This window comes from Aeromonas sp. 84A (assembly GCF_051919345.1).
GTDB lineage: Bacteria > Pseudomonadota > Gammaproteobacteria > Enterobacterales > Aeromonadaceae > Aeromonas > Aeromonas veronii.
Map to the genome: position 1 here is coordinate 859,700 of NZ_JBQBEW010000001.1, position 25,350 is coordinate 885,049.

The following is a 25,350-nucleotide window of genomic DNA, read 5'->3' on the forward strand; positions in this document are numbered from 1 at the left end:
TTTTAAATCAGAGCTTTACTGGCCAGCCTATAGTGCTGAACGTACTCGATAAACATCCTCTTTTGGCTCTACTTTTTGCCACCAAGCAAAAATACACTTTCGGAGCGGCAATGGAAAGCGCCATCCGGTCTCCTCTTCATAAACAAGTCAGTAGTGTGATCGGAGGTTATATATCAAAAAATCGAAGGAGTGCCGCGCCTTCTGCCACTGGCTCGCCCAGCAATTGCCGATGGTGAAACTGACCGTGAGGAGGACGGGCTTGCCACCCTCTGAGGCAGGTCACTGAATCGGGGGCGTTGGCGTGGTTAAATGGTCGGCTCACATCTTGCCGGATATTGCTGTGACCATGCCATCTGACCTTCAGCCGCTGCTCGCTTGGCCCGACTATCTGCAGGCATCCTGGCTGCGCTGCGCCCACCAGACCAGTGCCACCCTCTGGCATCCTCCCCACAGCGCCAAGGGGCAGACCTTGCAGAGCCTGCGCCAGCGCAAGCGCGACCTGCTCACCACCGGCGAGATGGCCCTCGAAGATCTCTACGAATTTATGGAGGGGCGCCCCTGCGCCCTGCTGCTCACCGACGAGAGCGGCTGCCTGCTGGCCCAGACCGGCCACCCCGACACCCTGCGCGAGCTGGCGGCGCTGGGGTTTGGCCCCGGCGCCTTTTTCAGCGAGGGGCGCATCGGCACCAATGCCATCAATCTGGCGGCGCTGGAGGGGGTGCCGCTCTGCGTCAGCGGTGCCCAGCACTTCAACCAGACCCTCCACCCATGGCACAGCTGCGCCAGCCCGGTCTACAACAGCAATGGCCGTCAGGTCGCCATCATCGCTCTGATCTGCAAGGTGGAGGAGGCGAGCGCGGGCGATCTGGCGCTCACCGTCAGCGCAGGACGCGAGCTGGCCCATCTGCTGCAGATGGAGACCCTGATGCAGGAGTCCCAGCACCACCTGAGCGAGCTCTACGCCCTGCTCGATGGCATGGATGACGGCGTGCTGGCCTGGGATCCGCAGGGGCGGCTGCGCTACCTCAACGCGCTGGCGGCCCACCGGCTGCGGCTCGATCCAGCGCTCTGTCTCGGCCAGCCGCTTGAACAGCACCTGTTGTTGCCGCAGCGGTTGCAGCTGGCCATCAGGGGGCAGACGCCGCTCAGCCATGTGGAGGTGACGCTGGAGCGGCTCGGCGCGCAGGAGGGGGAGTTTATCAATGCGCTGGTGAGCCTCAAGCCGCTGCCAGGGCCGGAGGGGGTCAGCTTTATCGCCCTGCTGCACCCGGTCGATCGGCTGCGGGCGATTCATCAGCTGCGCCAGACGGTGCCCGAGTTGTCGGCACTGGTGGGGGAATCGAGCGCCATGCGCAAGCTGCTGCGCTATGCCCGGCAGGCGGCCCAAAGTCAGGGGCCGATCCTGCTGCGTGGCGAGGAGGAGGTGGGCAAGGCTCAACTGGCGGAGGCGATCCACTTTGGCAGCGAGCGGGCCGCGGGGCCGCTCATTACCCTCAACTGCAAGGCGCTGCCGAGCGAGCGGATGGCACTGGAGCTGATGGGTTCCGACGAGGCGGGGCAGGAGCGGGCTGGCAAGTTCGAGCTGGCCCACGGCGGCACGTTAGTGCTGGAGCAGGTGGAGTGCCTCTCCGCCCCCATGCAGGCAGCGCTGCTGCAACTGCTCAAGACTGGCCGCATCCAGCGCTTCGATTCGGCCCGCATCCTGCCGCTCAAGGTGCGGATCATCGCCACCAGCAGCGCTCCGCTGGAGCAGTTGGTGCAGGAGGGGCTGTTTGGCCGCCAGTTGCTCTATGCCTTGCAGGCGTGCGAGCTGTGGCTGCCGGGATTGCGGGAGCGCGCGGCGGACCTGCCGGGCCTTATCAGCCAGCAGCTGGCGGCGCAGGGGCGCGAGCCGGTGCGCCAGTTCAGCCCGGCGGCCCTCGACTGTCTGCTGGCCTATCCCTGGCCCGGCAATCTGGGGGAGCTGCGCAGCGCCGTCGAGCATGCCCTGCTTCACGTCGGTCAGGGGCCGATCCCGCCCGAGGCACTGCCCGCTGCCATTCGGCACGGCTATCAGCAGGTGGCGGACGAGGTAGTGGGGCAACCGCTGCTCACCCTGGCGGAGCTGGAGCGGCAAGCCATCTTGCGCTGCGCTCACGCCTGCAAGGGGCAGGTGAGCCAGATGGCCCAGCATCTTGGCATCAGTCGCACCACCCTCTGGCGGCGGCTCAAACTGCTCGAGATCGATCCCGCTGACTATCACGGCTGACGGTTATTAAGGCCGTTGCGAACCGGCCCGTAGAAAACGAAAAGGCCCCGCAGATGCGGGGCCGTTTTTATATGGCAGGTCAGTGGTGGCGTGGTTACAGCCCCAGCTGGTGGGCGGTGACGATGGCCGCCAGCACATCCTCGGCGGTGACCTTGAACGGCATATTGTGGATGGTCTCGCCCTCGGCGGTAGAGGCTTTGGCCACCTCCATCAGGCGCGCCATATCCAGCTCCTTGACCCCCATCATATGCAGGTTGGTCGGCAGGCCCACCGAGCGGCAGAAGCCCAGCACGGTTTCAATCTCCGCCATCGGTGCGTTCTCCAGCACCAGCTGCACCAGGGTACCGAACGCCACTTTCTCACCGTGGTAGAGGTGGTGACACTCGGCGAGCTGGGTCAGGCCGTTGTGGATGGCGTGGGCGGCGGCCAGCCCGCTGCTCTCGAAGCCGATACCGCTCAGATAGGTGTTGGCCTCGATGATGTTCTCCACCGCCTTGGTGCAGAGCCCCTGCTCTACCGCCAGCTTGGCCTTGTAGCCATCGGCCAGCAGAGTCTTGTAGCAGAGCTCGGCGATGGCCTGCGCCGCCAGCGTGGAGGCGCCACCGGCCATGGTCTGGCAACCGGAAACCTTGTTGGCGCGCGCCTCGAAGTAGGTGGAGAGCGCATCCCCCATGCCGGAGACCAAGAGCCGCACCGGAGCGCGGGAGACCACGCCGGTATCCATGATGACCATGTTGGGGTTGGTCGGGATCATCAGGTATTCGCTGAACTGCCCTTCCGGGGTGTAGATGACCGCCAGCGCGCTGGTGGGGGCATCGGTGGAGGCGATGGTGGGCACTATGACCACCGGCACCTTCTGGTAGAAGGCGACCGACTTGGCGGTATCCAGCGTCTTGCCGCCACCTATGCCAATGATGACGTCGAACGGCGTCTGGTTGCAGCGGGCCAGCAGACGGTCGATCTCGGGGCGGGAGCATTCGCCGTTGAAGCAGTCGAACTCCGGTTTGATGTCCACGCTGTGGAAGCTGGTGGCCACGGTATCGCCAACCAGCTTGGTGACGAAGGCGTCGGCCAGAATAAGTGGCTTGCTGCCGAGCGCTTTGACGTAGTTGCCGATATTGGCGAGGGCCCCGTTGCCTTGTACGTATTTGCTGGGGCTGATGATAATGCGGTCCATATTTTATCCCTCTCTCTTTATGAATTAAGAATCGGGGCGAAGGGGCGGCAGTGCCGGGGACTCCTTCGTCTTGAATGGTGCTGCACAGGCTCAGCGAGCGAGTGCAGCCCTTGAAACAGTGGCGTCAGTCGCCGAAGCGATCAAAGGCCAGCTGCCGGAAGCAGGCCAGGGCGGCGTTGGCATCCTCCCCGCGTGCCAGCAGGGTGAGTTGGTCGCCCTGACGCACATTGAGCATGGCGAGCCGGGTCAGGCTGCGGGGGTTGGCCTCTTTGTCCCCCTTTTGCAGCTTGAGTTCGGCGGCAAAGGGCTTGAGGGCGGCTACCAGCCGGGCGGCGGGGCGCACATGCAGGCCGTGGGGGTTATCCACCACCACCTCGCAGCGCAGCCAGCCGTCGTCGGCAACGGGGGCTGTCTCGGTGGCGGCCTGCGCTGGGCTGGCAGGTAGCATCGCTTGTTTCGGGCCCAGCGCGCCGAGCGCCTCGGCGGCCACCTCGTCCAGCGTCAGGCCGGAACCGGCCGCCACCACAGCGGCCAGAGTACCTTCGACCAGCGGGGCCGGGCAGAGCCGCACCCTCGCGCTTAACTCGGGGGGCAGCAGTTCGAGGGCGGTCTCGGCGCTCAGCAGAGCGCTGCCCAAGTCCATCAGCACCAGCACGCCGCTGCCGTCATCCGCTTCTTCAATCGCACTCATCACGGCGATGGCGTCGGTGCCGATTGGGTGGTCGGGGTCATCGACCCCGGCTGCCAGCAGCAGGCGGGCCGGGCTGCCGAGCTGGTCGGCCAGCGCTTTCAAGCCGGCCGCCAGCATGGCGCTGTGAGAGACAACTACGATTCCGATCATGTCACAACCTCGCTCTGTCACGCAGGGCGGTCAGCAGCAGCAGGGTCGAGGTGGCCCCGGCATCCTGATGGCCGATGCTGCGCTCGCCAAGATAGCTGGCGCGCCCCTTGCGGGCCTGCATCTGGATGGTCGCCTCGGTACCGGCTGCGGCGGCTGCCACCGCCTTGTCCAGCGCTTCGCTGATCGACAACTCTTGCTGCTGCGCCTGTTGCAGGGAGGCCAGTGCCGGCCACCAGGCGTCGCACATGGTCTTGTCTCCCGGCTCGGCACGGCCGCGAGAAACAATGCCCTCGACCCCGTCACTCAGCATTTTGCACAGCTGACTGAGGCTCAGGCTCTGGCAGGCGTCGGTGCTGGCCGCGGCCCGGATAAAGAAGGTGCCATAGAGCGGGCCGCTGGCGCCGCCGACCGAGGAGAGCAAGGTCATGCCGGTGGTTTTCAGCACCTGACCGATATCCTTGTCCGCCACTGCGGGCAGCTTCTCGGCCACCTTGGCGAAGCCGCGCTGCATGTTGAGGCCGTGGTCGCCGTCGCCGATGTCGGTATCCAGCGCGGTGAGGTAGTCGCGCTGCTCGGTGAAGATATGCTCGCAGTCGAGCAACCAGTTGACGATGTGATGCTTGCTTAACATGGGGTCTCCTTAGCAGCCGCGACGCAGGGCGGGGGTGTGAACGGGGGCATCCCACAGGGTCATCAGCTCATCATCCACCTTGAGCAGGGTGATGGAGATGCCGGTCATGTCGAGGGAGGTGCAGTAGGGGCCGATCAGGTTGCGCACCAGATGGATGCCCGCCTCTTCGCACAGGGTAGCGAGGCGACCATAGACGCCATAGAGCTCGGAGATGGGGGTGCCACCGAGGCTGTTGACCAGCGCGATAACCCGATCGCCCGCATTCAGCGGTTCGATAACGGTGTGCTCCTCCTGCCAGCTGCCGCTGGTGCGATCCCAGTGGCGCAGGGTACGGCCGTAGGGGGTGTTGTCAGCCAGCTCGCTGAACATGTCGTCCACCAGGGTATTGAGGTCGGTGAAGGGGCGACGTTCGATGCCCGGTTCGCCGTGGATACCGACGCCGAACTCCAGCTCGTTGTCCGCCAGAGTGAAGGAGGGCTTGCCAGCGGCCGGCACGGTGCAGGCATGCATGGCCACGCCTATGGTGCGGCTCTGGTTGTTGATGCGACGGGCCAGCGCTTCGCAGCGGGCAAGGTCATAGCCCGCCTCGGCTGCGGCACCGACCAGCTTCTCGCAGAGCACGGTCGTGGCAACCCCGCGGCGACCGGCGGTGTAGAGGCTGTCTTTGACCGCCACGTCGTCATCGATCAGGGCGAAGCCCACTTTTACGCCGTCGCCGTGCAGGAGCTCGACCGCGGTCTCGAAGTTGAGCACGTCGCCGGTGTAGTTCTTCACCAGAAACAGCACGCCCGCGCCGCCATCAACGGCCTGACCGCACTCGTACATCTGATCCGGCGTCGGGGAGGTAAAGATCTCGCCGGGGCAGGCGCCATCCAGCATCCCTTTGCCCACCAGGCCGCCGTGCATCGGCTCGTGGCCGCTGCCACCGCCGGAGACCAGCGCCACCTTGCCCATCACGGGGGAGTCGGCGCGGGTGATGTAGTGGGGTTCGATACGTACCTTGAGCTCGGGGTGGGCGGCTGCCATCCCCATCAGTTGTTCACGGACCACGGCATCGACGGCATTGATCAGTTTCTTCATGGCTCACTCCTTGGCTTGCCACCGCACGGGTGGGCAAATGGTTGATGGAGCCAGTCTAACGACAGAAAAAGGGATAAAAATGACGGCTGATTTGGTTCGGATTTGAAACAGCAGAAAGGGGATGGGTGTTTCAATCTGAAACGGTGCTGGGCAAACGGGCGGGAAACTGTTAGCTGACTCACAGCCATGAAAAAGGGCCCCGCAGGGCCCTTCGCTATAACCGGAATATGCGGACGGGTTAGATGGCCCGCCACCGGCATAGAAGGTCACCAGTGCTAGGGCGATGATGACGGTGCCGACGTTCAGCTTCTTCCACTCGGCAGCGAAGATGCGGCCAACGACCAGCGCCACGAAGCCCAGCATGATGCCGGTCACGATGTTGCAGGTGAGCACGATAAAGACGGCGCACAGCATGCCGGAGAGGGCATCGACCGAGTCGCTGAAGTCCAGCTTGGTGACGTTGCCCAGCATCAGCAGACCGACGTACATCAGGGCCGGTGCGGTGGCGTAAGCCGGTACCAGATAGCTCAGCGGGGAGAGGAAGATCATCAGCAGGAACAGCACGCCGACCAGCGCGGCGGTCAGACCGGTCTTGCCACCGGCCGCGGTGCCTGCGGCGGATTCGATGTAGACGGCAGCCGGAGCACCGCCAACAGCGCCTGCCACCATGCTGCTGACGGAGTCGGCAGTCAGGGCCTTGCCGCCGCTGATGATGTGGCCACGTTCGTTGATGAGACCCGCCTGTCCGGCCACGGCACGGATGGTACCGGTGGCGTCAAACACGGCGGTCATCACCAGCGCCAGTACGGTCGGAATGACCACCGGATTGAGGGCGCCCAGCAGATCCATGCTGCCCACTAGAGAGCCCTTCTCACCGGTCAGGCTCGGCATGGCGAAGAAGCCCTGCCAGGTCACTTTCGGGTCGAAGATAAGACCGAGGATGGAGATGGCGATAATCACCATCAGGATGCCGCCCGGCACCTTGCGGCGCTCCAGACCGAAGATGGCAGCCAGACCCAACACCGTCATGATGACCGGGAAGGCGGTTACTTCACCCAGTTGCACCGGCAGACCGGCCCCTTCGTTCTTAATCACCATGCCGACGCCGTTGGTGGCGATCAGCAGCAGGAACAGACCGATACCGATGCCGGTGCCGTGAGCGATGCCGGAGGGGAGGTTATCCAGGATCCACTGGCGCACGCCGGTGACGCTGATCAGGGTAAATAGCACACCCATCAGGAAGATGGCGCCCAGGGCGACCGGAATGCTCAGCCCCTGACCCAGCACCAAGCTGAATGCGGTAAATGCGGTGAGAGAGATGGCGCAACCGATAGCCATCGGCAGCTTGGCCCACAGGCCCATCAGCAGGGAGCCGAAGGCGGCGATCAAACAGGTGGCCACAAACACCGGGCCCTGCTCAAAGCCGGCTGCGCCCAGCATGTTCGGCACCACTATGATGCTGTAGACCATAGCCAGGAAGGTGGTCAGCCCCGCGACCAGCTCCTGACGCACGCTGCTGCCGCGCGCAGAAATGGAAAAATAAGAGTCCAGAAAGCCGCCTGTCCCTGTTTGGGCGGCCATATCTTGCTTTGCCATAACTAATCCTGAAAGTGTGAAGGAAATCGTTTGCGTTGGTGGCGCGCAAAATAGCAAGAATTCGCGGCAAATACAGCGGATAACCTGACTTTTTCGTCACTATTTTACATTTTGAGTCCATTCGGAGCTCATTCTAAGACTCAAGCGGTGAGAGCGTGTAAGGGAGGGATCAAGCGGTCGGGGGAGGGGAGATCAGTGAGGAAAAAGCGGGGAACAACAAAAAACCCGCCGAAGCGGGTTTTTTTTAATTTTTGCAGAGCTGTCAACCGTTGGCGTCAGCCATCTGCAGCATGCTTCAGCTGTAATTACAGAGCAATTACGTTGGCAGCAGCCGGGCCTTTCTGGCCTTGCTCAATGGTGAACTCAACACGCTGACCTTCGTCCAAGGTTTTGAAGCCAGGGGTCTGGATGGCGGAGAAGTGAACGAACACGTCTTTGCTGCCGTCAACCGGGGAGATGAAGCCAAAACCTTTTTCGGAGTTGAAGAACTTAACGGTACCAGTCACTTTAGACATAATAATTTCTCTTTAATTTAGTGTTAGAAATGCCATCAGATGGCAAATTTGATTTTTCGTCAGCAATACGTATGGGGAGCACTAAAGAAGGAGAATTATTTGATAAGAACTATCCGAGGATAACGCTTATGCTAATCACTGCTTTACTAAAATGACTACCTAACATAATCAGGTCTGAACTGCCGAACTATCGAGAGCGATTAAAACACGCTCTCATTTTTAAAGCAAACTTTATCTCGATATTAATGTTTTGTAACAGCCAAAAATATCATTTTTTATAGTAAACATGATGCATTTCAACGGCATAGAAAAATCAGTGTAGACTCATATCACCCTGTGGCAAGCCAGATTCGGCTTTTTTGTCCTGACTATGTAGCCAGTTCTGGCAAAAAATATGAGAAAAAATGAAAAGCTGGCGATAGATGGGGATTGTCAGTTGTCGTTCTCTCTAACTCACAATGTAAATCACTTCTTAGCTGCTGCGATTAGCTGCTGCGATTAGCTTCTGAGCGGCAAATCAATGGCAGCGCCAAATCTGGCGCATCGAGCATCGCCCAGACATGCAAACGCCCGCTGGCACCAAGTGCCAGCGGGCGTTTTGCAAGAAGGGATCAGCGCTTGCTGCGAAACTTGTTGCTGACCGAATCAATCCAGCTGAAGGTTTCCGGCAGTACCTGGTTCTTGGCGCGCTCTTTGGCTTTCTCGCGAGCCAGCTTGGAGGCAGCCTTGGCTGCTTCGGCGCGGTCCGCCACAATTTTCAGGCGACCCTCTTCGCGGATCTTGTTCCGCTCTCCGTTGGTCAGCTGGTGGTCTGCATTGGCTTGTGCCTTTTGCAATAACAAGGCTATCTCGGCTTTTTCGGCCTCGGTCAGATCTTTCATTTCCAGCTTTTTCACGGCGCGCTCCTGCGGCAGGGTGGTTAGACACCCTAACACAGTTGTGCCGATCACTTCTTATGCAATCGGCTTTCCGGCAGTAAAAATGCGGGTTTGTGCCAACTTTCCGTTATTTCGCTGCCACTTTCCCGCCTGTTTGCCACATTTCAATTTATGGTGAGCGGTGAGGGTAGCTCTTGTTCCTCCGGCTCGACGTGGATCAGCACGATGGCGTGGGGCAGTTGCGCCATGATGGCGTGTTCGATGCGATCACAGATATCGTGGGCTTCGCCGATGCTCATCTCCGGGGGCAGGGTGAGGTGGAAGTCGATATGGCGACGACGACCGGCACGACGGCTGCGCAGATCGTGAAAACCGCTGGCGGCAGGGCAGCATTCGGTGATGATGCGGCTGGTCATCGCCAGCTCTTCCGGGCTCATACTCTGGTCGATCAGCGGCTGGAAGGCCTCGTTGAGCATGCTGATGGCCTCTCTGACAATAAAGATGGCGACCGCAATGGCGACCAGCGGGTCGAGGATGGCGAGTGAATGGCCGAACAGACCGGCCAGCCAGATCCCGCCAAGACCGACGGCGACCCCGACGGAGGTGAGCACATCCGCCTTGAGATGAAGCGCATCGGCAGCCAGCGCGACCGACTCCTCCTCTCGGGCCACCTTGTAGAGGTAGGCCGAGACACCGCTGTTGACCAGCGCCGAGATCACCATCACCAGCACGCCCCAGCCAATGCTTTCAATCGGGCTGGGGGTGATCAGCTTGTCGACGGCTTCGAAGATGATCCAGCCCGCAGCCAGCAAGATAAGCAGTGCTTCGATGACGCCGGAGACATTTTCAATCTTGTCGTGACCATAGGGGTGGCGTTCATCGGGCGGGAGGTCGGACTTTTTCACCGCGAACAGAGCGATCAGGGCCGCCACCAGATCCATGGCGGAGTGGATCGCCTCCGAGATGATACTGACCGAGCCGCTGGCGAAACCGGCCACCATTTTCATGATGATCAGACTGATATTGGAGCAGACCGACACCATGGCGGCTCTGGTTTTTCTGTTCATGTCACAGCTTCCTGAATAAAAACGGATATTTCGGTGCGGCGCGCATTATATCCGTCTGACCGGAAATAACCTATTCGGTGTTGTAACCTGATGTTTCCGGTGATATTGCGAATGCTTATTAAAATGGTGGCCTCTTGAACGGCAATAAATAATGAGAGGGATTTATATTTATCCGTGAAAATATCTAGCCTACGATGGATTAATATAAGCGTGACAACATTTAATAATGCGAATTACTCTTTTTTGGTCTTTCCTGTCGAGGTTGTTTGGCCTCCCCGCTCAAGGGGCTGTGCGCGACATTTTTTGGACGAGAATGAGGCTGGATCCGGATGCCGCTGGAGGGTATGCTGGGCCTGGTGATGGTCTTGCACCATCCCACCAAGCGTACTGAAGTTGATGATTCGGATGGCATGCTGGCTCCCATGAGGAACCAACTGTCTGGGTAACATTTTTGGAGTTTGATGATGAGTAACAAAGAACATCACAACGGCAAAGATGCCAAGAAAAAACCGCAGATGTCACTGAAAGAGAAACGCGAAGCCAAACGTCAGAAAGCAGAACTGAAAAACGGCAGCGCAATGAAGTAACGCTCCCCTACTGCTGTTCCTTCGGAGCCAGTACAAAGCCAGCCCTAACCGGCTGGCTTTTATGTTTGTGGCTCACGGTGTGGCGCCGTAAGCCGCGAAAATCTGGTGATAACGACCATCCTGACGCATCGCCTCAAGGCGCTTATCAAACAGATTGCGGGCATCGGCCGTTCGGAAGGCAAAGTGATAGACGGTGGGCGGGAAGAGGTCTGCTTGCCTGACCTGATTGCGCTCGTAGTGCTCGCCTGCCTGGGCGGTGACAATCAGCTGGTCGAGGTAGTAGTAGAACACCCGCTCCTCCAGTACGACTGCATCCACCCTGCCGCGCATCAGCTGATGTACCTGCACCTGCTGCTTGGCTACCTCCTCATAGTGGGGATTCTGGTTGGCCATGGTGGCGAACGCGCCCCCCAGAATGATCCTTGCCCGTTGAAAGGCGGTGACCCGTTTTGAATGCAGGTCGTCCAGAGTGCTGATGTGGCTGCTGCGCAGGGTGAAGATCCGGTTATGGAAGGTGATAACGGGCTGGGTCAGAACGTGAGGATCAACCATACCGGGTCTGACGTTGATGATGGCATCCAGCTTTCCTGACTCGAACAGGCGGAAGGTGCGCTCCAGCGGCAGAAATTCAAAGCTGGGCTCATAGCCGCTGCCAGTGAACGCCTCTTTCAGCAGATCCAGCTCAATGCCACGCTGATTACTTTCGATGACATAAGGGGGGATGGCAAAGCTGACCCCGACCTTGAGTGGCGTTGCCTGCAACTGGCCGGAGAGCATGCTGGTCAGCATTAGCAATAAAGGGGTGAGCAGTTTCATTGCACTTTTCACAAAGCGCTCCTGTGGAGAATATCCATCACTGTAGGGGAGGCAGCCATAAAACGTCTTATCCCTTTCGGGGCTGAGTGCATAAAAAAAGACCCTGAGTTATCAGGGCCTTTTCAATATTCTGTTCTTAGAACGGGATATCGTCGTCGAAATCCATCGGCGGCTCGTTATATACCGGCGGCGCAGATTGCGGCTGCTGGGCAGGACGGCCATAACCGCCTTGCGGCTGCATGTTCTGCTGCGGAGCCGGTGCCGAGCGCTGCTGATTCATCGGCTGCTGGGCAGGCATGCTCTGCTGCGGCTGACCCCAGTTACCTTGGGATTGGCCGCCCATGTTCTGGCCCATGCCCTGACCGCCTTGCGGACGGCCACCCAGCATCTGCATCACGCCAGTGAAGCTGTCGACCAGCACTTCAGTGGTGTAGCGCTCCTGGCCGCTCTGATCCTGCCATTTGCGGGTTTGCAGTTTGCCTTCCACATAGACCTGGGAGCCCTTCTTCAGGTACTCGCCAGCCACTTCGGCCAACTTGCCCATGAAGACGACGCGGTGCCATTCGGTACGCTCTTTCTGCTCACCGGTCTGCTTGTCGCGCCAGGTTTCAGAGGTAGCCAGAGTAATGTTGGTCACAGCACCGCCACTCGGCATGTAGCGTACTTCCGGGTCTTGCCCGAGGTTACCGATCAGAATGACTTTATTGATGCCTCGACTGGCCATAATCTCTCTTCCACCTTATTTACCGGACAGGTCGAAACCTGGTCCAACACGACTAGATACCTGATTAGTTGCTGTGTGCGGGGCGCAATGTCCCGCAGACGCATGTGATGGTCATAGTAACAGTTGCGAAGCGGATTGGCAGCATCCTTAACCTGCTTGATGTGCCAAAGGTAACTGTTGGCTCCTGCTGTAGTGATGGTCGGGTTGCAGCTGTTTCCGGCGCGTCCGGCATCACATTTCTGCCATATATTCCTGTTATGCTGGCCGATTGGCGAATTGGCGTAGGTTTTTAAATCGACTAAAAACATATGGTTACGATATTTATGAGATCCATTCTCATACTTTTTTAATATTGTGCTCCCATACCTCCTTGGTAGACTCAGTCGGCCAGATTAGGTGGTTTACAGGTTCAAGGAAGAGCACACAATGAAAGCCGCATGCCCGATCGCACTGGTCACTGAAAATAATGTGCAGGCCAGCACATTTGCTGCATACCTCATCTCTCATTTGAGCCGTCCCGTCCAGCTAATCCACGAGATTAATCAGCTAGATAACCAGTGTGACGGCACGCTGTTTCTCATCGATCTCGACTATATCCGCTCTGGCCAGTCACTGGGCTGGAACCGGGCGATCTCCGAACGCTTTGGCATGGCGACCACCGTGCTGCTCAATGCTCCCACTGCGACGGATCGCGACCTGCTGCTGATGTGGCCGCAGATCTGCGGTCTGTTTTTCCGTCAGGATCCGCTCGACCGGCTGGTTGCCGGGTTGCAGAAAATCCTGCTGGGCGAGTACTGGATGCCGCGCCACCTGCTGTGCGAGCTGGTCGAATACTATCGCCAGGGCAATAGCTACCTGCTGCGTAACGACACCCTGTTGACAGCCAGAGAGCAGGAGATCATCCGTTATCTGATGACGGGCGCCTCCAATGTCGAGATCGCCGACAGCCTGTTTGTCAGCGAGCACACCGTCAAATCCCACCTCTATAACGTCTTTAAAAAGCTGAATGTGAAGAACCGGATCCAGGCGGTGAGCTGGGCCAAAGAGTATCTCGATGCTCCGGACTCTCACTGATGAAAGCGCTCTCTGTGGCGTGTTGCCTCGCGCTGCTCTGGGGCTGCACGAGCGTTGTGGCGGGCGAGGCTGATGCACCGCTGGAGTCGGTGCAGCCGGAGCAGGAGAGTGATCGGCTGGATGTGGATGGTCTGGTGCTGGATCGCACTTTTACCCGTTTCGGTCAGGGCTTTTATAACGAATTTACCCGGTTGCGCAGTGATGAAGACCCGGATGCCAGAGAAAATCTGACGATTCATGAGCGCCCGACAGCTCGCTGGGGCAGCCTGATCTGGATCACCCATAACCGGAAGGTGATTTTTAAAACCGCGCTCTCTCCCGGCCGCAATCAGCAGGAGCAGAGCGCCAAACTGGCTTGGTCACAGGTCAGGCAGACCCTCGAACAGCAGAAGATAGCGACCCTGTTCATGGATACCTTCGATTTGGAACATGATGAACTATAAGGATATTTCTCATGCGTGCCCGGTTATGGCTAGTTGCAGCCCTGATAGCGCCAACGCTCCATGCGTCGGAGCTTGTCTATCGCCCCGTCAACCCCAGCTTTGGGGGTAACCCTCTCAACAGCAGTCATCTGCTTGGCACCGCCAATGCGCAGAATGATTACAAGGATCCCGCCAGTGGCAGCGGTAGCAGCGGCACCTCGGCGCTGGATCGCCTGACCTCCAACCTGCAATCCCGCCTGATCAGCCAGCTGTTGGCTGATATCGGCAAGGATGGCAGCCAGAGCGGCAGTCTGGTGACTGATGATTTTGCCATCAATGTGGTGGATGAAGATGGCACCCTGGTGGTTTCGATCACCGACCGGGTGACCAACCAGACCACCATGATCGAAGTGAATGGCCTGATTGCCGACTGAGGGCACGATGAAACGACAACTGTTATTGATAGTGCCCCTGCTTGTGTTGGCTGGCTGTGCGACCCATATCGGCTCGCCCGTTGCCGATGAGAAGGCAACCCTGATGCCGCGATCCGTCTCTTACAAGGAGCTGATCAGTCTGCCCAAGCCAAAAGGGAAAATTGTCGCGGCCGTCTACGATTTTCGTGATCAGACCGGTCAGTACCTGCCTGCACCGGCGTCCAACTTTTCCACGGCGGTCACTCAGGGCGGGGTGGCCATGCTGAGCACGGCTTTGTGGGATTCTCAATGGTTTGTACCGCTGGAGCGGGAAGGGCTGCAGAACCTGCTGACCGAGCGCAAGATTGTGCGGGCGGCCCAGAACAAGCCCAACGTTCCCGGCAACAATGCCAATCAACTGCCCTCGCTGGTCGCTGCCAACATCCTGATCGAGGGGGGGATCGTCGCCTATGACAGCAATGTGCGAACCGGTGGGGCGGGGGCCAAGTATTTTGGCATCGGCGCCAGCGGGGAGTACCGGGTCGATCAGGTGACGGTCAATCTGCGCGCCGTCGATATCCGTTCAGGCCGGATCCTGAACAGTGTCACCACCTCCAAGACTGTACTGTCGCAACAGGTGCAGGCCGGGGTATTCCGTTTCGTCGAGTACAAGCGCCTGCTGGAAGCCGAGGCCGGTTTCAGCACCAATGAGCCGGTACAGATGTGTGTCATGTCGGCTATCGAGTCAGGGGTGATCCGGCTGATAGCCAATGGTGTGCGGGACAATCTGTGGCAACTGGCCGACCAGCGGGATATCGACAATCCGATCCTGCAGGAGTACCTGCAAGACAATGCTCCGCTGCTTTGAGTTTTCCCGCTCGCGCAATGCCCTCCCAGGTGGAGGGCATTTTTTTGGCCTCCATCGAATACGACTTAAGACTTTCTGCTCAGCGACAGGACGGCGCTTTTCATCCTCGAATCAGCGGAGTGCCTGATAGGCCGCCTCTGGTCTGACAGGGATACTGTGGGCGTTTTCCAACAAAGCGATGGCGCGATGAAACACCTGTTGAGTGCTCTCTTTTTTCTGCTGATGTCGGGTGCCCCGCAACTCGCCGCAGAGCCTTCTGCCTTCGACGAGCTGGCGATGGCAAGCGAGCTGGATTCCGGTCTGCAGAACGATGGAAACCAGGCGCTGTTGTGGCAACTCGGTAGCGAGCAGCAGTTGCACCTCACCCAGCAAGGGGAGCTGAATCAGGCGCGCCTGCTGCAACAGGGTTGGGCCAATGAGTTGGCGCTCTCCCAGGTAGGAGATGAGAACTGGGTCAATGGCGCGCAGCTGGGCGAGGGCAATAGTGCCGAGCTCTATCAGGCGGGCATCAATAACCGGATTTGGCTGCTGCAACAAGGTAGCGGCAATGAAGCCTGGATCAGTCAGCAAGGGGTAGACAATCAGGCCCGGGCGATCCAGCTGGGTGATGGCAATCAGGCCAGCATCGAGCAAAACGGTAACGGATTGGCGGCAACCGTTATTCAGACGGGCGCCAATCAGCAAGTAAATGTCGTTCAAACCAACTGAGCCTAGGCTCAACCATTAGCACGAGAGGGAAATCATGTTTAAACGTACCATCATTGCCTCGGCAGTTCTTCTGGCGACCAGCACCGCTTGGGCGGCATCTACTGGCAACGACGCTTATGTCACGCAGTTTGGCGATACCAACAAGGCAACCGTTAACCAAGTGGTGTCTAGTGTGGATAACCGGGCTGATATCTATCAAGAAGGTGAAAACAACGAAGCGTTGACCACCCAGGAAAATACCGGTAGCTCGGTAGCCAATACCAGCCAGGTCGGCACTAGCAATAGCGGCGAAGTGCTGCAATCGGGAAATACCAATCTCTCCACTGCAACCATTGACACCAACGGAAGCGGGAACAGGGCAAGTGTTACCCAGCAGATCGACAATGGCAGCGCTACCGCCACAATTAACCAAGGGGCTGCCGGCAGCGATGCCAACGACAACAGTGCCACTATCGGACAGAACGATGCCGATCAAGCCAGCTCGGTGATTAACCAGCTTTCAAATGGTAACACGGCCACCATTGACAACTATTGGTCAGACTTTGCCGAGGCAACCGTTACCCAGCAGGGGGATGGTGGGCATACCGCCACAGTCTTCCAAAGCGCTTCGGATGGCGCCAATGCCGAGGTCACTCAGGAGGGGGCAGGTCAAACCGCCACCGTTTATCAGAATACCGGAAATTATGGACTTGCCGCCGCCGAGGGCACCAGCGCCAGCGTAGTGCAGCGCGGCGAACTCAATACGGCTTTAGTCCTTCAGTTCGACCAAAATAACGTAGCGGAGGTCACGCAGGTGGCTGAGCGCGGGCAGTATACCCTGACCCAGCGAGGTTCGGCCGATAATCAGGGTAACCGGGCTGTTGGTTATCAGGCAGGAACCAGCGAGACAGCAACGGTGGCCCAAACCGGTAACCGCAACTACGCAGACACTTATCAAGACGGGAGCGGCAACACCACCGAGGTGGCCCAGACCGGCGATGATAACGTTGCCTATGCTGGTCAGTATGGGAGCAACTCCTCGGTGACCCTGACCCAGGAGGGCGATGGCAACTTTGCATCTGGCGTTACCTCTGGTGGAGACGATAACATCGCCACGGTCAGCCAGACCGGCGATAGACACTTTGCCGTTACTGGAGCCGTTGGCCAAGGTAACGAGGTGACCGTGACCCAAACCGGGCTCGACAATGCAGCGTATGCATCTGGCGGTGGCACCAATAACACTGTCACTGTGACCCAGAGCGACAGCGGTAACTACGCGTTTGCCAACTCGAGCGGAACAGGTAACCAGATCCTGGTCACTCAGGGTCAGTAACCATGATGTTAACCAAGGGCCTGCGGGCCCTTTTTTTATTATTGTGGGTCGCTGGGCTGATGTGTGGAGCTTCAGATGCCGTTTGCGAGGATCATCAAATGGACATGGCCCTTAACCTCAATGTGACTCAACACGCTCAGGGGGTCTCACTGGCTCCGACGCTGCTCAGCGATCACGATGTGACGGTGAGCTTCAGGTTGCTGGTGCGCAGCAAGGGGGCGGGGGGCAGCAGCACCCAGAGCCAACGTCGAACCCTGTCACTGGCAGCCGGGCAAATGCGCGATGCCGGCAATGCCACCTTGTCGTTGCGTTGCCCCTATCAGGTCGAGATAACGGCTGAGGTTTGGCAAAACGGGCAACGGTTGTTGCAAAAAAGCGAGTCGCTGACGTGCCCTGTGTGATTGTGTGTTCGCTTAAAAGCTGTCTATTCATCCAGTAGTCTCTATGCCATACTGACTCGCTCAGGTTTCTGTATCGAGCGTGCAACAAGATGGAAAAGATCGTGGTCCGGGGTGCTCGCACCCACAACCTCAAGAACATCAATCTGACCCTGCCCCGCGACAAGCTGATCGTGGTCACCGGCCTCTCCGGTTCGGGCAAATCCTCTCTGGCGTTCGATACCCTCTATGCCGAGGGGCAGCGCCGTTATGTGGAGTCCCTCTCCGCCTATGCCCGCCAGTTCCTCTCCCTGATGGAGAAGCCGGACGTTGACCATATCGAGGGGCTCTCGCCCGCTATTTCCATCGAGCAGAAGTCCACCTCCCACAACCCGCGCTCGACCGTCGGCACCATTACCGAAATCTACGACTACCTGCGTCTGCTGTTCGCCCGGGTTGGTGAGCCGCGCTGCCCGACTCACGCCATCCCGCTCGCCGCCCAGACCATCAGCCAGATGGTGGATCAGGTGCTGGCTCAGCCGGAGGGAAGCAAGCTGATGCTGCTGGCCCCGGTGGTGCGCGATCGCAAGGGGGAACACACCAAGCTGCTGGAGAATCTGGCGGCCCAAGGCTACATCCGTGCCCGCATCGACGGCGAGGTGTGCGATCTCTCCGATCCGCCTACGCTGGAGCTGCACAAGAAGCACACCATCGAGGTGGTGGTGGACCGCTTCAAGGTGCGCGATGACCTTGCCTTGCGTTTGGCCGAGTCGTTCGAGACTGCGCTGACCCTTTCCGGCGGCATCGTGCTGGTGGTGCCGATGGATGGCGAGGAGGGGGTTGCTCCCATGACCTTCTCCGCCAACTTCGCCTGCCCGGAGTGCGGCTACTCCATGTCGGAGCTGGAGCCGCGCATCTTCTCCTTCAACAACCCGGCCGGCGCTTGCCCAACTTGTGACGGCCTCGGCGTACAGCAATATTTCGATCCGGCCAAAGTGATCGGCGATCCGGCCATCAGTCTGGCCAACGGCGCCATCCGTGGCTGGGACAAGCGCAGCTTCTACTACTTCCAGATGCTCAAATCCCTCTCCGAGCACTACAAGTTCGATCTGGAGACGCCGTGGGAAGATCTGCCGGTCAAGACCCAGGAGGTGATCCTGCGTGGCTCGGGTCGCACCGAGATCGAGTTCCGCTACATGAACGATCGCGGCGACGTGGTGGTGCGCAAGCACCCGTTCGAGGGGATCCTGCACAACATGGAGCGGCGCTACCGGGAGACCGAGTCCAACTCGGTTCGTGAAGAGCTCTCCAAATACATCGCCAACAAATCCTGTACCAGCTGCGGTGGCAGCCGACTGCGGGAGGAGGCGCGCCACGTCTTCGTCGACAACCGCAACCTGCCGGCCATCGCCGAGCAGTCCATCGGCGATGCACTGGCCTTCTTCGAGGGGCTGAACCTGACCGGTCAGCGCGCCCAGATCGCCGAGAAGATCTTGAAAGAGATCGTCGAGCGGCTTGGCTTCCTGGTTAACGTCGGCCTCAACTACCTGAGCCTGTCGCGCAGCGCCGAGACCCTCTCCGGCGGTGAAGCGCAGCGGATCCGGCTGGCCAGCCAGATCGGTGCAGGTTTGGTAGGTGTCATGTATGTGCTGGACGAGCCCTCCATCGGCCTGCACCAGCGTGACAACGAGCGGTTGCTCAAGACCCTCACTCACCTGCGTGATCTTGGCAACACGGTGATCGTGGTGGAGCACGACGAGGATGCCATCCGCCTCGCCGACCATGTGCTCGATATCGGCCCGGGGGCGGGTGTGCATGGCGGCGAAATTGTTGCGCAGGGCACCCCCCAGCAGATCATCGACAATCCGGAATCGCTGACCGGTGACTACCTCTCCGGTCGCAAGCAGATCGCCATTCCGGCCGAGCGCACGCCGCTCACCGGCAAGTGGTTGAAACTCAAGGGGGCAAGCGGCAACAACCTGCGCAACGTCAATCTTGATCTGCCCATCGGGGTGATGACCTGCGTGACTGGCGTCTCCGGCTCCGGCAAGTCGACCCTGATCAACGACACCCTGTTCCGCATTGCTCACTGCGAGCTGAACAAGGCCACTGAATCCACCCCGGCACCCTATCGCAGCGTCGAGGGGCTGGAGCATCTGGACAAGGTAGTGGATATCGACCAGAGCCCCATCGGCCGCACGCCGCGCTCCAACCCGGCCACCTACACTGGCCTGTTTACCCCGATCCGCGAGCTGCTCTCCGGCACCCAGGAGGCGCGCTCGCGCGGCTACCAGCCGGGCCGCTTCTCCTTCAACGTGAAGGGGGGGCGCTGCGAGGCGTGCCAGGGGGATGGGGTCATCAAGGTGGAGATGCACTTTCTGCCCGATGTCTACGTGCCGTGCGACGTCTGCAAGGGCAAGCGCTATAACCGCGAGACCCTGGAGGTGAAGTACAAGGGCAAGAACATCCACGAAATCCTCGAGATGACGGTGGAAGATGCCCGCGAGTTCTTCGATCCTGTGCCGGCGGTGGCGCGCAAGCTGCAGACCCTGATGGACGTGGGCCTCTCCTATATCCGTCTCGGCCAGTCGGCCACCACGCTGTCGGGCGGCGAGGCGCAGCGGGTCAAGCTGGCGCGGGAGCTCTCCAAGCGGGACACCGGTCAGACTCTCTACATTCTGGATGAGCCGACCACAGGGCTGCACTTCCACGACATCCAGCAACTGCTCAAGGTACTGCACCAGTTGCGGGATCGCGGCAACACCATCGTCATCATCGAGCACAATCTTGATGTGGTAAAAACTGCCGACTGGATCGTCGATTTGGGACCGGAGGGAGGCGCCGGTGGTGGCCGCATTCTGGTGACGGGGACGCCGGAAGAGATTTGCACCAATAAAGAGTCTCATACAGCTCGTTTTTTGCGGCCACTATTGGCGCGATAAGCCGTTATAATCGAGGGGCCTTTGGCCCCTTTTTGTTATAAAAATCGGGAGCATAGGGGGAAGCTCGTCAAGTGTGGGCAGGCTTGGCATCTCAGCATCATGGTAATGGATATATCGGGTTATGGCTCAGGCTCCGCGCACGATTGATCATCAGTTGGCTTACTCCATGTTCCCCATCTGGCTGGGGGCGATCTTGCTATTGCTGGTCCTGCTGGCGTGGGCCCAAATCCCGGCAGCCAGCCGGATTGAAGAGCAGCGAATGAAGGAGCATCTGCTGCGCGTGACCAAGGCGGTGCAGGCGGATGTGGCAGCTCTGGACGCATTCAGTCGGGATTGGGGCATCTGGGATGACAGCCATCGTTTTATGGACAACAAAAGCAGGGGGTACATCGAATCCAACCTGTTCAGTGATATGCCGATGCGGGATTTTAGTCTCAACCTGATGAGCTTCATGGATCTCACCGGCTACGAAATCTGGACGCGTACCCTGCTACCCGATGCGCCGGGGATCAATCCGGATCAGTTTCCCTACTTCCTTGATGAACTGAAAAAGCAGTTGAGAGAACGCTCGGTGGCGCAAGGGGGCATCAATCTGCACGGGATCCGTGCTTCCCAGTGGGGGCCGCTGATGTACTCGTGGCAGCCGATCAGAAACAGTGACGAGTCGGCACCGTTCAACGGTTTCTTGCTGGTTGTACGTTGGCTCGACAAGGCCTACCTCGAGCAAGTATCGGAGCGTACCGCGCTGCCACTGGCGATCTCCCACGCCAATCTGGATGTCACCGCTACCTTCAAACCACTGAAATCGCAAATAACGTATCGCCTGATCGACCTTGGGCTCACCCGGCTCAGGGGAGAGGTGCGACTGCTCAACAGCGATAACCAGCCGGTGCTGACTCTGGTGATTGAGGAGGAGAGAAAGATCTTGAGTGGCGTCATGGAGGGGGCGCTCTGGACCTTTATCGGCATGCTGTTTATCAGTTTTATCTGCGTCATGATCGCCATGTATCGGCTCAACAGCATTGTGCTTACCCCGTTGCAGCAGCTGGTGTCGGCGCTGCAACGCTTTGGCGATCGGCCAGATGCCACCTTGATCCCCTATATCGACAGCAGCGCCGAGATGGCGACCCTGAGCGGCAAGTTCAAGGAGATGGCCAGCAAGGTCAGTCAGCAACACGATGATTTGTTGGAAAAATCCAGCCAGATGGAGATGGCTGCATTCACCGACCCCTTGACCCGTTGTTTCAATCGTCGCTATCTCGATGGTTGGTTGCAGGCCAACCGGGCCAAACCTTGTCTGTTATTGCTGCTGGATCTGGATCATTTCAAGCGGATCAATGACCGCCTTGGCCATGACATCGGGGATCTGGTGCTGAAACAGCTGGCGGATCTGCTGCGCAAGGTGGTGACAGGAGAGCGCGAGCCTATCATCCGGCTGGGCGGGGAGGAGTTCTTGTTGCTGTTGCAGGTGGATGACGAGCAAGAGTTGGCGCTGCGGGTCGAATATCTGCGCCAGCGTGTCGCTCAGCACCGCTTTGGCAAAGAGGATGCGCCACTCTGGTTGACGGTGTCGCTGGGGTTCTGCCGCTATCCGTTGCACCCGGAGTGTCCGGATTCATTCTGGAGTCACAGCTTCAAACTGGCGGACATGGCGCTGTACCAGGCCAAAGTCGGCGGGCGAAATCGGTGGTTTGGCTATGCTGGTACCCTCTCTGCGGAGGGCATGGGCCAGACTCCGGAACAGCTTGCCGAAGGGGGGAATATCACCCTGCTGCACTCTGTCAACCCGGATTAACCCTGCCGTACCAATACCAGATAGGCCAGGGCGACAATAAAACCGAGCAGGATAAAGAGAAAGGATCCGATACCCCACACGGCCGCGAGAAAGGCCCCCACCTTTTGCCATTTCGACACATTTTTCATAAACAAACCATTACTTCCCAGTAACTTGCATGGCGCAAAAAATACGCTGATTTGCCCATATTAACAACAATTAATAGCCGCTCTGCCGCGCAATAAGATGTGGTTTGCTTGCCTCTTTTGGCGCTGTGTGCGGGGAGTTACAACCTGCAGAAACAGGCATTTCAGCTTGTTATCTGGGGACTCAACGAGATTGGGATGGCGCGCAAAGATGTCACACCAATCGATTTATTTCTGTGCAACCTTTGCTCCAAGTCAATAACTTTGCATTTACAAGGGCATATAGTCAGCGGGCTTACAGCATCAAATGAAAACAAAAAAGGGATTACGTGATGAAAAAATTACTTCCTCTGATGATTGCCGCTGCAGTGACCTCTCCTTTCGCCATGGCCCATCAGGCTGGTGATATTCTGGTTCGTGGTGGTTTGGCCATCGTTTCTCCTCAGGAGAGCAGTGACAACGTATTGGGTACCGGTGAATTTGAGATTAACAGTAATCAACAGCTTGGCCTGACCCTCGGTTATATGATCACCGACAACTGGGGTGTTGAGTTGCTGGCTGCAACCCCATTCTCCCATAGAGTGAGTACTCGCGATCTTGGTGAGATTGCCAAGGTTAAACATCTGCCTCCAACATTGATGGCCCAGTACTATTTTGGCGATGCCCAGAGCAAGGTTCGCCCGTATGTTGGTGTGGGTGTGAACTACACCACCTTCTTTGATGAGAAGGGGGTGGGAGCACTTGATGGTGCCAATATCAGCCTTGACGACTCTTGGGGTCTGGCAGGTCAGGTCGGTATCGATATGGCGGTTACAGATCGCTGGTTTGTAAACGGTTCAGCCTGGATCATGGATATCGATACAGATGTTAAAGTTGATGGTGTTGGCACCTTCAAAACGCATATCGACCCGATGGCCTTTATGGTGGGTGTTGGCTACCGCTTCTAATGATTCTGACTGCGGTTCTGAACGGACCGCGGAAGATAGCAAAGTACGTCTCTTTCAGCCCGGCTTGTGCCGGGCTTTTTTCGTATGGCTGATTTTGTCTGTACTGTGATCCAACCCGATACAAATCAATTAAATACCTACCGCTTTATTTCAGTTATTCGCCACCCCTGCCGATAGTGACTATGTTCACTTTACCTTCCCCCAATGAGTGAGGATGTCTCCATGGGCTTATCTATTGTGCAGCGGATCATCGCCGGATTCGTGTTGATGCTGCTGTTGCTGATCCTGCTTGGTGTGATCAGTACCTTTAAAATCAAGGGTATAAATGACGGCCTCTCTGCCGTATCTGACCGGGCAACCCCGCTGGTGGTGGCTGTCGCAGGTCTCAAGGGGGCACTGCAGGATAGTAATCGCTGGGTGCTTGTCTACCGCACTAGTGAAGATGCCGCCCAGTTGCCGCAGCTGGCCAATCAGTTTAAGGAGCAGCAGAACCGCTTCGCCCAGCTGAGTCAGGAGATGGGGAAATTTACCGACGTAGCGGATGCTCGTACCCGCTTCCAACAGGTCGAGAGTGCTACCACCCAATTTTATGGCTTGGCTGATCAGGTGTTGGCCCAGCATCGGCAGTGGGTCAGTGCGCTGGAGCAGCGACACAAACTGGAGATCGAATTTATACGCCTTGAGGATACCTACCAGTGGGCGGCGGATCTGCTGTTGCAACAGACTGCCAGCAAGCGCTCCATGCGCAACAAGGCGGAGCTCATTACCTCGGGTATCGCCCGCGATCTGAAGAATATCCGTCGTGCCGATGCCAAAACCGACCTGAACGAGCTGGAAAAGGTGTTGAGCAAGGATATCGAGATGGCCCGCAAGCGGTTGGAGCGGGTGCTGGTGCCCGATGATGTGAAAGCGCGCTTTGTCTCCAATCTGGATCGGATGCAGGAGTTGGCGCTTGGCGCTCAGGGCTTGCTGGCAACCATGCGTCAGGCTCAGCAACTGGAGCTGTCGCTGGCCACGCAAAATCAGCAGCTGGATGCCAGTTTGGTCAACAGCCTCAATTTGCTCGATGAGATGGGCAAGTCCGCCGGTGCCATCGCCAGTGATAGCCGGATCAATGCCGATGCTGCGGTCAGCAGTGCCAGCTTCTGGATCCTGGTGGTTGCCGCGATGTCGGCCGCTGCCGCGCTGGTGATCGGCTATACCACGGCGCGCAGCATTCAGCGTCCGTTGCAGATGATCAATAAGGAGCTCGATTACATGGCGGCCGGCGACATGACACGGCGCATCAACTACCGCAGCAGTTGCGAATTTGGCAGTCTCTCTCGCTCCATCGATACGCTGGCGGGCAAGACCGGCGAGCTGCTCTCTCAAATCAATGCGGGCTCCCGCCATCTGGTGGATGAGGCGAGCCGCGCCGCCGAGATCAGCGAACGGGCCATGTCCCGGGTGCAGGAGCAGAAGAGCCAGACCGATCAGGTGGCCGCCGCCATTACCGAGCTGGAAGTGAGCGCCACCGAGGTGGCCCGCTCTACCGATGGCACCAAGCGGGAAGTGGATCTGGCCGATGAAGAGGCGCGCAATGGTCGCCAGAAAGTGGCCACCACTCGCCGAATCACCGAGCAGCTGGCTGGCGCCATGGAGGAGGCTGTCGGGATCACCTATAAGCTTGGGGAATTCAGCAACAACATCGGCAGCATTCTTGATGTGATCCGCAGCATTGCCGAGCAGACCAACCTGCTGGCCTTGAACGCCGCCATCGAAGCTGCTCGTGCTGGCGATGCCGGTCGCGGTTTTGCGGTGGTGGCCGATGAGGTGCGGGCACTGGCCAATCGCACCCAGACTTCGACCGAAGAGATCCAGGGGATGATTGAGAATCTGCAAAGCTCCAGCAAGCATGTGGTCGAAGTGATGGGACGCAGCCAGGAGCAGACCCAGAGCTGTGTCGAGCAGACTCGCGAGATGGATGTGGCGCTGCAATCCATTGCCGATCGGATGGGGGCCATCAAGTCGATGGCGGATCAGGTGGCCCATGCCGCTCAGGAGCAGATCTCCGTCAGTCAGGGGGTCGCTCGTCATATCGCCGGTATTGCCGATGTGGCATACGAGACAGAGCGGGAGGCGCGCGAATCCGCCAGCAGCAGCGAAGTGCTGGCCGACCTGGTCGCCAAACAGCAGCAATTGATCGCACATTTCAAGGTCTAGGAGGG

At 58.6% G+C, this 25,350-nt stretch carries 23 protein-coding genes and 1 pseudogene; 13 read left to right on the forward strand and 11 right to left on the reverse strand.

All coding sequences use genetic code 11. The features are described 5' to 3' along the window. Positions 1-346 precede the first annotated feature (346 nt). Positions 347-2,248 (forward strand): dihydroxyacetone kinase operon transcriptional regulator DhaR, encoded by a 1,902-nt coding sequence (dhaR, locus tag ACTG20_RS04105; protein ID WP_194495560.1) that lies wholly within the window; start codon positions 347-349, stop codon positions 2,246-2,248. A gap of 94 nt (positions 2,249-2,342) precedes the next feature. Here the strand turns inward: dhaR and ACTG20_RS04110 are convergent, their stop codons facing one another. The 8 genes and pseudogenes from ACTG20_RS04110 to ACTG20_RS04145 all read right to left on the reverse strand — a co-directional run bounded on the left by ACTG20_RS04110 (position 2,343) and on the right by ACTG20_RS04145 (position 10,033). Further along, the gene (locus ACTG20_RS04110; protein ID WP_194495559.1) at positions 2,343-3,425 is read right to left on the reverse strand and encodes a glycerol dehydrogenase; all 1,083 of its coding nucleotides are present in this window, start codon (positions 3,423-3,425) and stop codon (positions 2,343-2,345) included. Between the two features lie 124 nt (positions 3,426-3,549). Next, complete coding sequence (gene dhaM, locus ACTG20_RS04115; protein ID WP_194495558.1) at positions 3,550-4,266, reverse strand: dihydroxyacetone kinase phosphoryl donor subunit DhaM; 717 nt, start codon at positions 4,264-4,266, stop codon at positions 3,550-3,552. Between the two features lies 1 nt (position 4,267). Beyond that, positions 4,268-4,897 (reverse strand): dihydroxyacetone kinase subunit DhaL, encoded by a 630-nt coding sequence (dhaL, locus tag ACTG20_RS04120; protein WP_194495557.1) that lies wholly within the window; start codon positions 4,895-4,897, stop codon positions 4,268-4,270. 9 nt (positions 4,898-4,906) lie between these two features. Continuing rightward, positions 4,907-5,977, reverse strand: coding sequence for a dihydroxyacetone kinase subunit DhaK (gene dhaK / locus ACTG20_RS04125; protein WP_194495556.1), 1,071 nt, complete (start codon positions 5,975-5,977; stop codon positions 4,907-4,909). Positions 5,978-6,226: 249 nt separating this feature from the next. Next, a pseudogene (locus ACTG20_RS04130) lies at positions 6,227-7,573 on the reverse strand (NCS2 family permease); the annotation flags it as partial. 305 nt (positions 7,574-7,878) lie between these two features. Further along, the gene (cspE, locus tag ACTG20_RS04135; RefSeq protein ID WP_167334831.1) at positions 7,879-8,088 is read right to left on the reverse strand and encodes a transcription antiterminator/RNA stability regulator CspE; all 210 of its coding nucleotides are present in this window, start codon (positions 8,086-8,088) and stop codon (positions 7,879-7,881) included. 611 nt (positions 8,089-8,699) lie between these two features. Next, entirely contained in the window at positions 8,700-8,984 is a 285-nt protein-coding gene (yjbD, locus tag ACTG20_RS04140; RefSeq protein ID WP_005340165.1) for a DUF3811 domain-containing protein, read from the reverse strand. A 146-nt stretch (positions 8,985-9,130) separates the two neighbouring features. After that, positions 9,131-10,033 carry a cation diffusion facilitator family transporter gene (locus ACTG20_RS04145; RefSeq protein WP_194495554.1) on the reverse strand — a complete coding sequence of 301 codons (903 nt, stop codon included), beginning with the start codon at positions 10,031-10,033 and terminating at the stop codon, positions 9,131-9,133. Positions 10,034-10,494: 461 nt separating this feature from the next. Here ACTG20_RS04145 and ACTG20_RS04150 point away from each other — a divergent pair, with 461 nt between their 5' ends. Then, positions 10,495-10,620: a hypothetical protein gene (locus ACTG20_RS04150; RefSeq protein WP_019445191.1), complete on the forward strand. Its 126-nt coding sequence runs from the start codon at positions 10,495-10,497 to the stop codon at positions 10,618-10,620. Positions 10,621-10,692: 72 nt separating this feature from the next. Here ACTG20_RS04150 and ACTG20_RS04155 read toward each other — a convergent pair whose 3' ends face one another. Together ACTG20_RS04155 and ACTG20_RS04160 are read right to left on the reverse strand one after the other, a co-directional pair. Further along, a complete protein-coding gene (locus tag ACTG20_RS04155; protein WP_196783488.1) occupies positions 10,693-11,436 on the reverse strand; it encodes a substrate-binding periplasmic protein in 744 nt (247 codons plus the stop codon). A gap of 136 nt (positions 11,437-11,572) precedes the next feature. Beyond that, positions 11,573-12,160: a single-stranded DNA-binding protein gene (locus tag ACTG20_RS04160; RefSeq protein ID WP_047440186.1), complete on the reverse strand. Its 588-nt coding sequence runs from the start codon at positions 12,158-12,160 to the stop codon at positions 11,573-11,575. A gap of 426 nt (positions 12,161-12,586) precedes the next feature. On the opposite strand from ACTG20_RS04160, the gene ACTG20_RS04165 reads away from it, so the two are divergent. From ACTG20_RS04165 to ACTG20_RS04205, 9 genes are all read left to right on the forward strand, one after another. Beyond that, on the forward strand, positions 12,587-13,234 hold the full coding sequence (locus ACTG20_RS04165) for a LuxR C-terminal-related transcriptional regulator (protein ID WP_042080923.1): 648 nt from the start codon (positions 12,587-12,589) through the stop codon (positions 13,232-13,234). Next, positions 13,234-13,677, forward strand: coding sequence for a curli production assembly/transport protein CsgE (locus tag ACTG20_RS04170; protein ID WP_100652617.1), 444 nt, complete (start codon positions 13,234-13,236; stop codon positions 13,675-13,677). The genes ACTG20_RS04165 and ACTG20_RS04170 overlap by 1 nt, the downstream gene beginning before the upstream one ends. Positions 13,678-13,688: 11 nt before the next feature. Continuing rightward, entirely contained in the window at positions 13,689-14,090 is a 402-nt protein-coding gene (locus ACTG20_RS04175) for a curli assembly protein CsgF (protein WP_019445195.1), read from the forward strand. Between the two features lie 7 nt (positions 14,091-14,097). Then, positions 14,098-14,937 (forward strand): CsgG/HfaB family protein, encoded by an 840-nt coding sequence (locus ACTG20_RS04180; protein WP_158113822.1) that lies wholly within the window; start codon positions 14,098-14,100, stop codon positions 14,935-14,937. 186 nt (positions 14,938-15,123) lie between these two features. Next, positions 15,124-15,645, forward strand: coding sequence for a curlin (locus ACTG20_RS04185; RefSeq protein WP_047440183.1), 522 nt, complete (start codon positions 15,124-15,126; stop codon positions 15,643-15,645). A gap of 34 nt (positions 15,646-15,679) precedes the next feature. Then, positions 15,680-16,957, forward strand: coding sequence for a hypothetical protein (locus ACTG20_RS04190; RefSeq protein ID WP_052200093.1), 1,278 nt, complete (start codon positions 15,680-15,682; stop codon positions 16,955-16,957). A 98-nt stretch (positions 16,958-17,055) separates the two neighbouring features. Next, positions 17,056-17,358 carry a curli-like amyloid fiber formation chaperone CsgH gene (gene csgH, locus ACTG20_RS04195; protein WP_162504353.1) on the forward strand — a complete coding sequence of 101 codons (303 nt, stop codon included), beginning with the start codon at positions 17,056-17,058 and terminating at the stop codon, positions 17,356-17,358. An 89-nt stretch (positions 17,359-17,447) separates the two neighbouring features. Continuing rightward, positions 17,448-20,276 carry an excinuclease ABC subunit UvrA gene (gene uvrA, locus ACTG20_RS04200; RefSeq protein WP_439987478.1) on the forward strand — a complete coding sequence of 943 codons (2,829 nt, stop codon included), beginning with the start codon at positions 17,448-17,450 and terminating at the stop codon, positions 20,274-20,276. Positions 20,277-20,397: 121 nt separating this feature from the next. Then, a complete protein-coding gene (locus tag ACTG20_RS04205; RefSeq protein WP_194495551.1) occupies positions 20,398-22,071 on the forward strand; it encodes a sensor domain-containing diguanylate cyclase in 1,674 nt (557 codons plus the stop codon). Here the strand turns inward: ACTG20_RS04205 and ACTG20_RS04210 are convergent. Further along, positions 22,068-22,199 (reverse strand): hypothetical protein, encoded by a 132-nt coding sequence (locus ACTG20_RS04210; protein WP_265177066.1) that lies wholly within the window; start codon positions 22,197-22,199, stop codon positions 22,068-22,070. The two genes, ACTG20_RS04205 and ACTG20_RS04210, sit on opposite strands and share 4 nt — an antisense overlap. A gap of 329 nt (positions 22,200-22,528) precedes the next feature. On the opposite strand from ACTG20_RS04210, the gene ompW reads away from it, so the two are divergent. Then, positions 22,529-23,143, forward strand: coding sequence for an outer membrane protein OmpW (ompW, locus tag ACTG20_RS04215; protein WP_005354990.1), 615 nt, complete (start codon positions 22,529-22,531; stop codon positions 23,141-23,143). Positions 23,144-23,365: 222 nt separating this feature from the next. Then, positions 23,366-25,345, forward strand: a complete 1,980-nt coding sequence (locus ACTG20_RS04220) for a HAMP domain-containing methyl-accepting chemotaxis protein (RefSeq protein ID WP_194495550.1) — start codon at positions 23,366-23,368, stop codon at positions 25,343-25,345. The last annotated feature ends 5 nt before the right edge of the window (positions 25,346-25,350 follow it).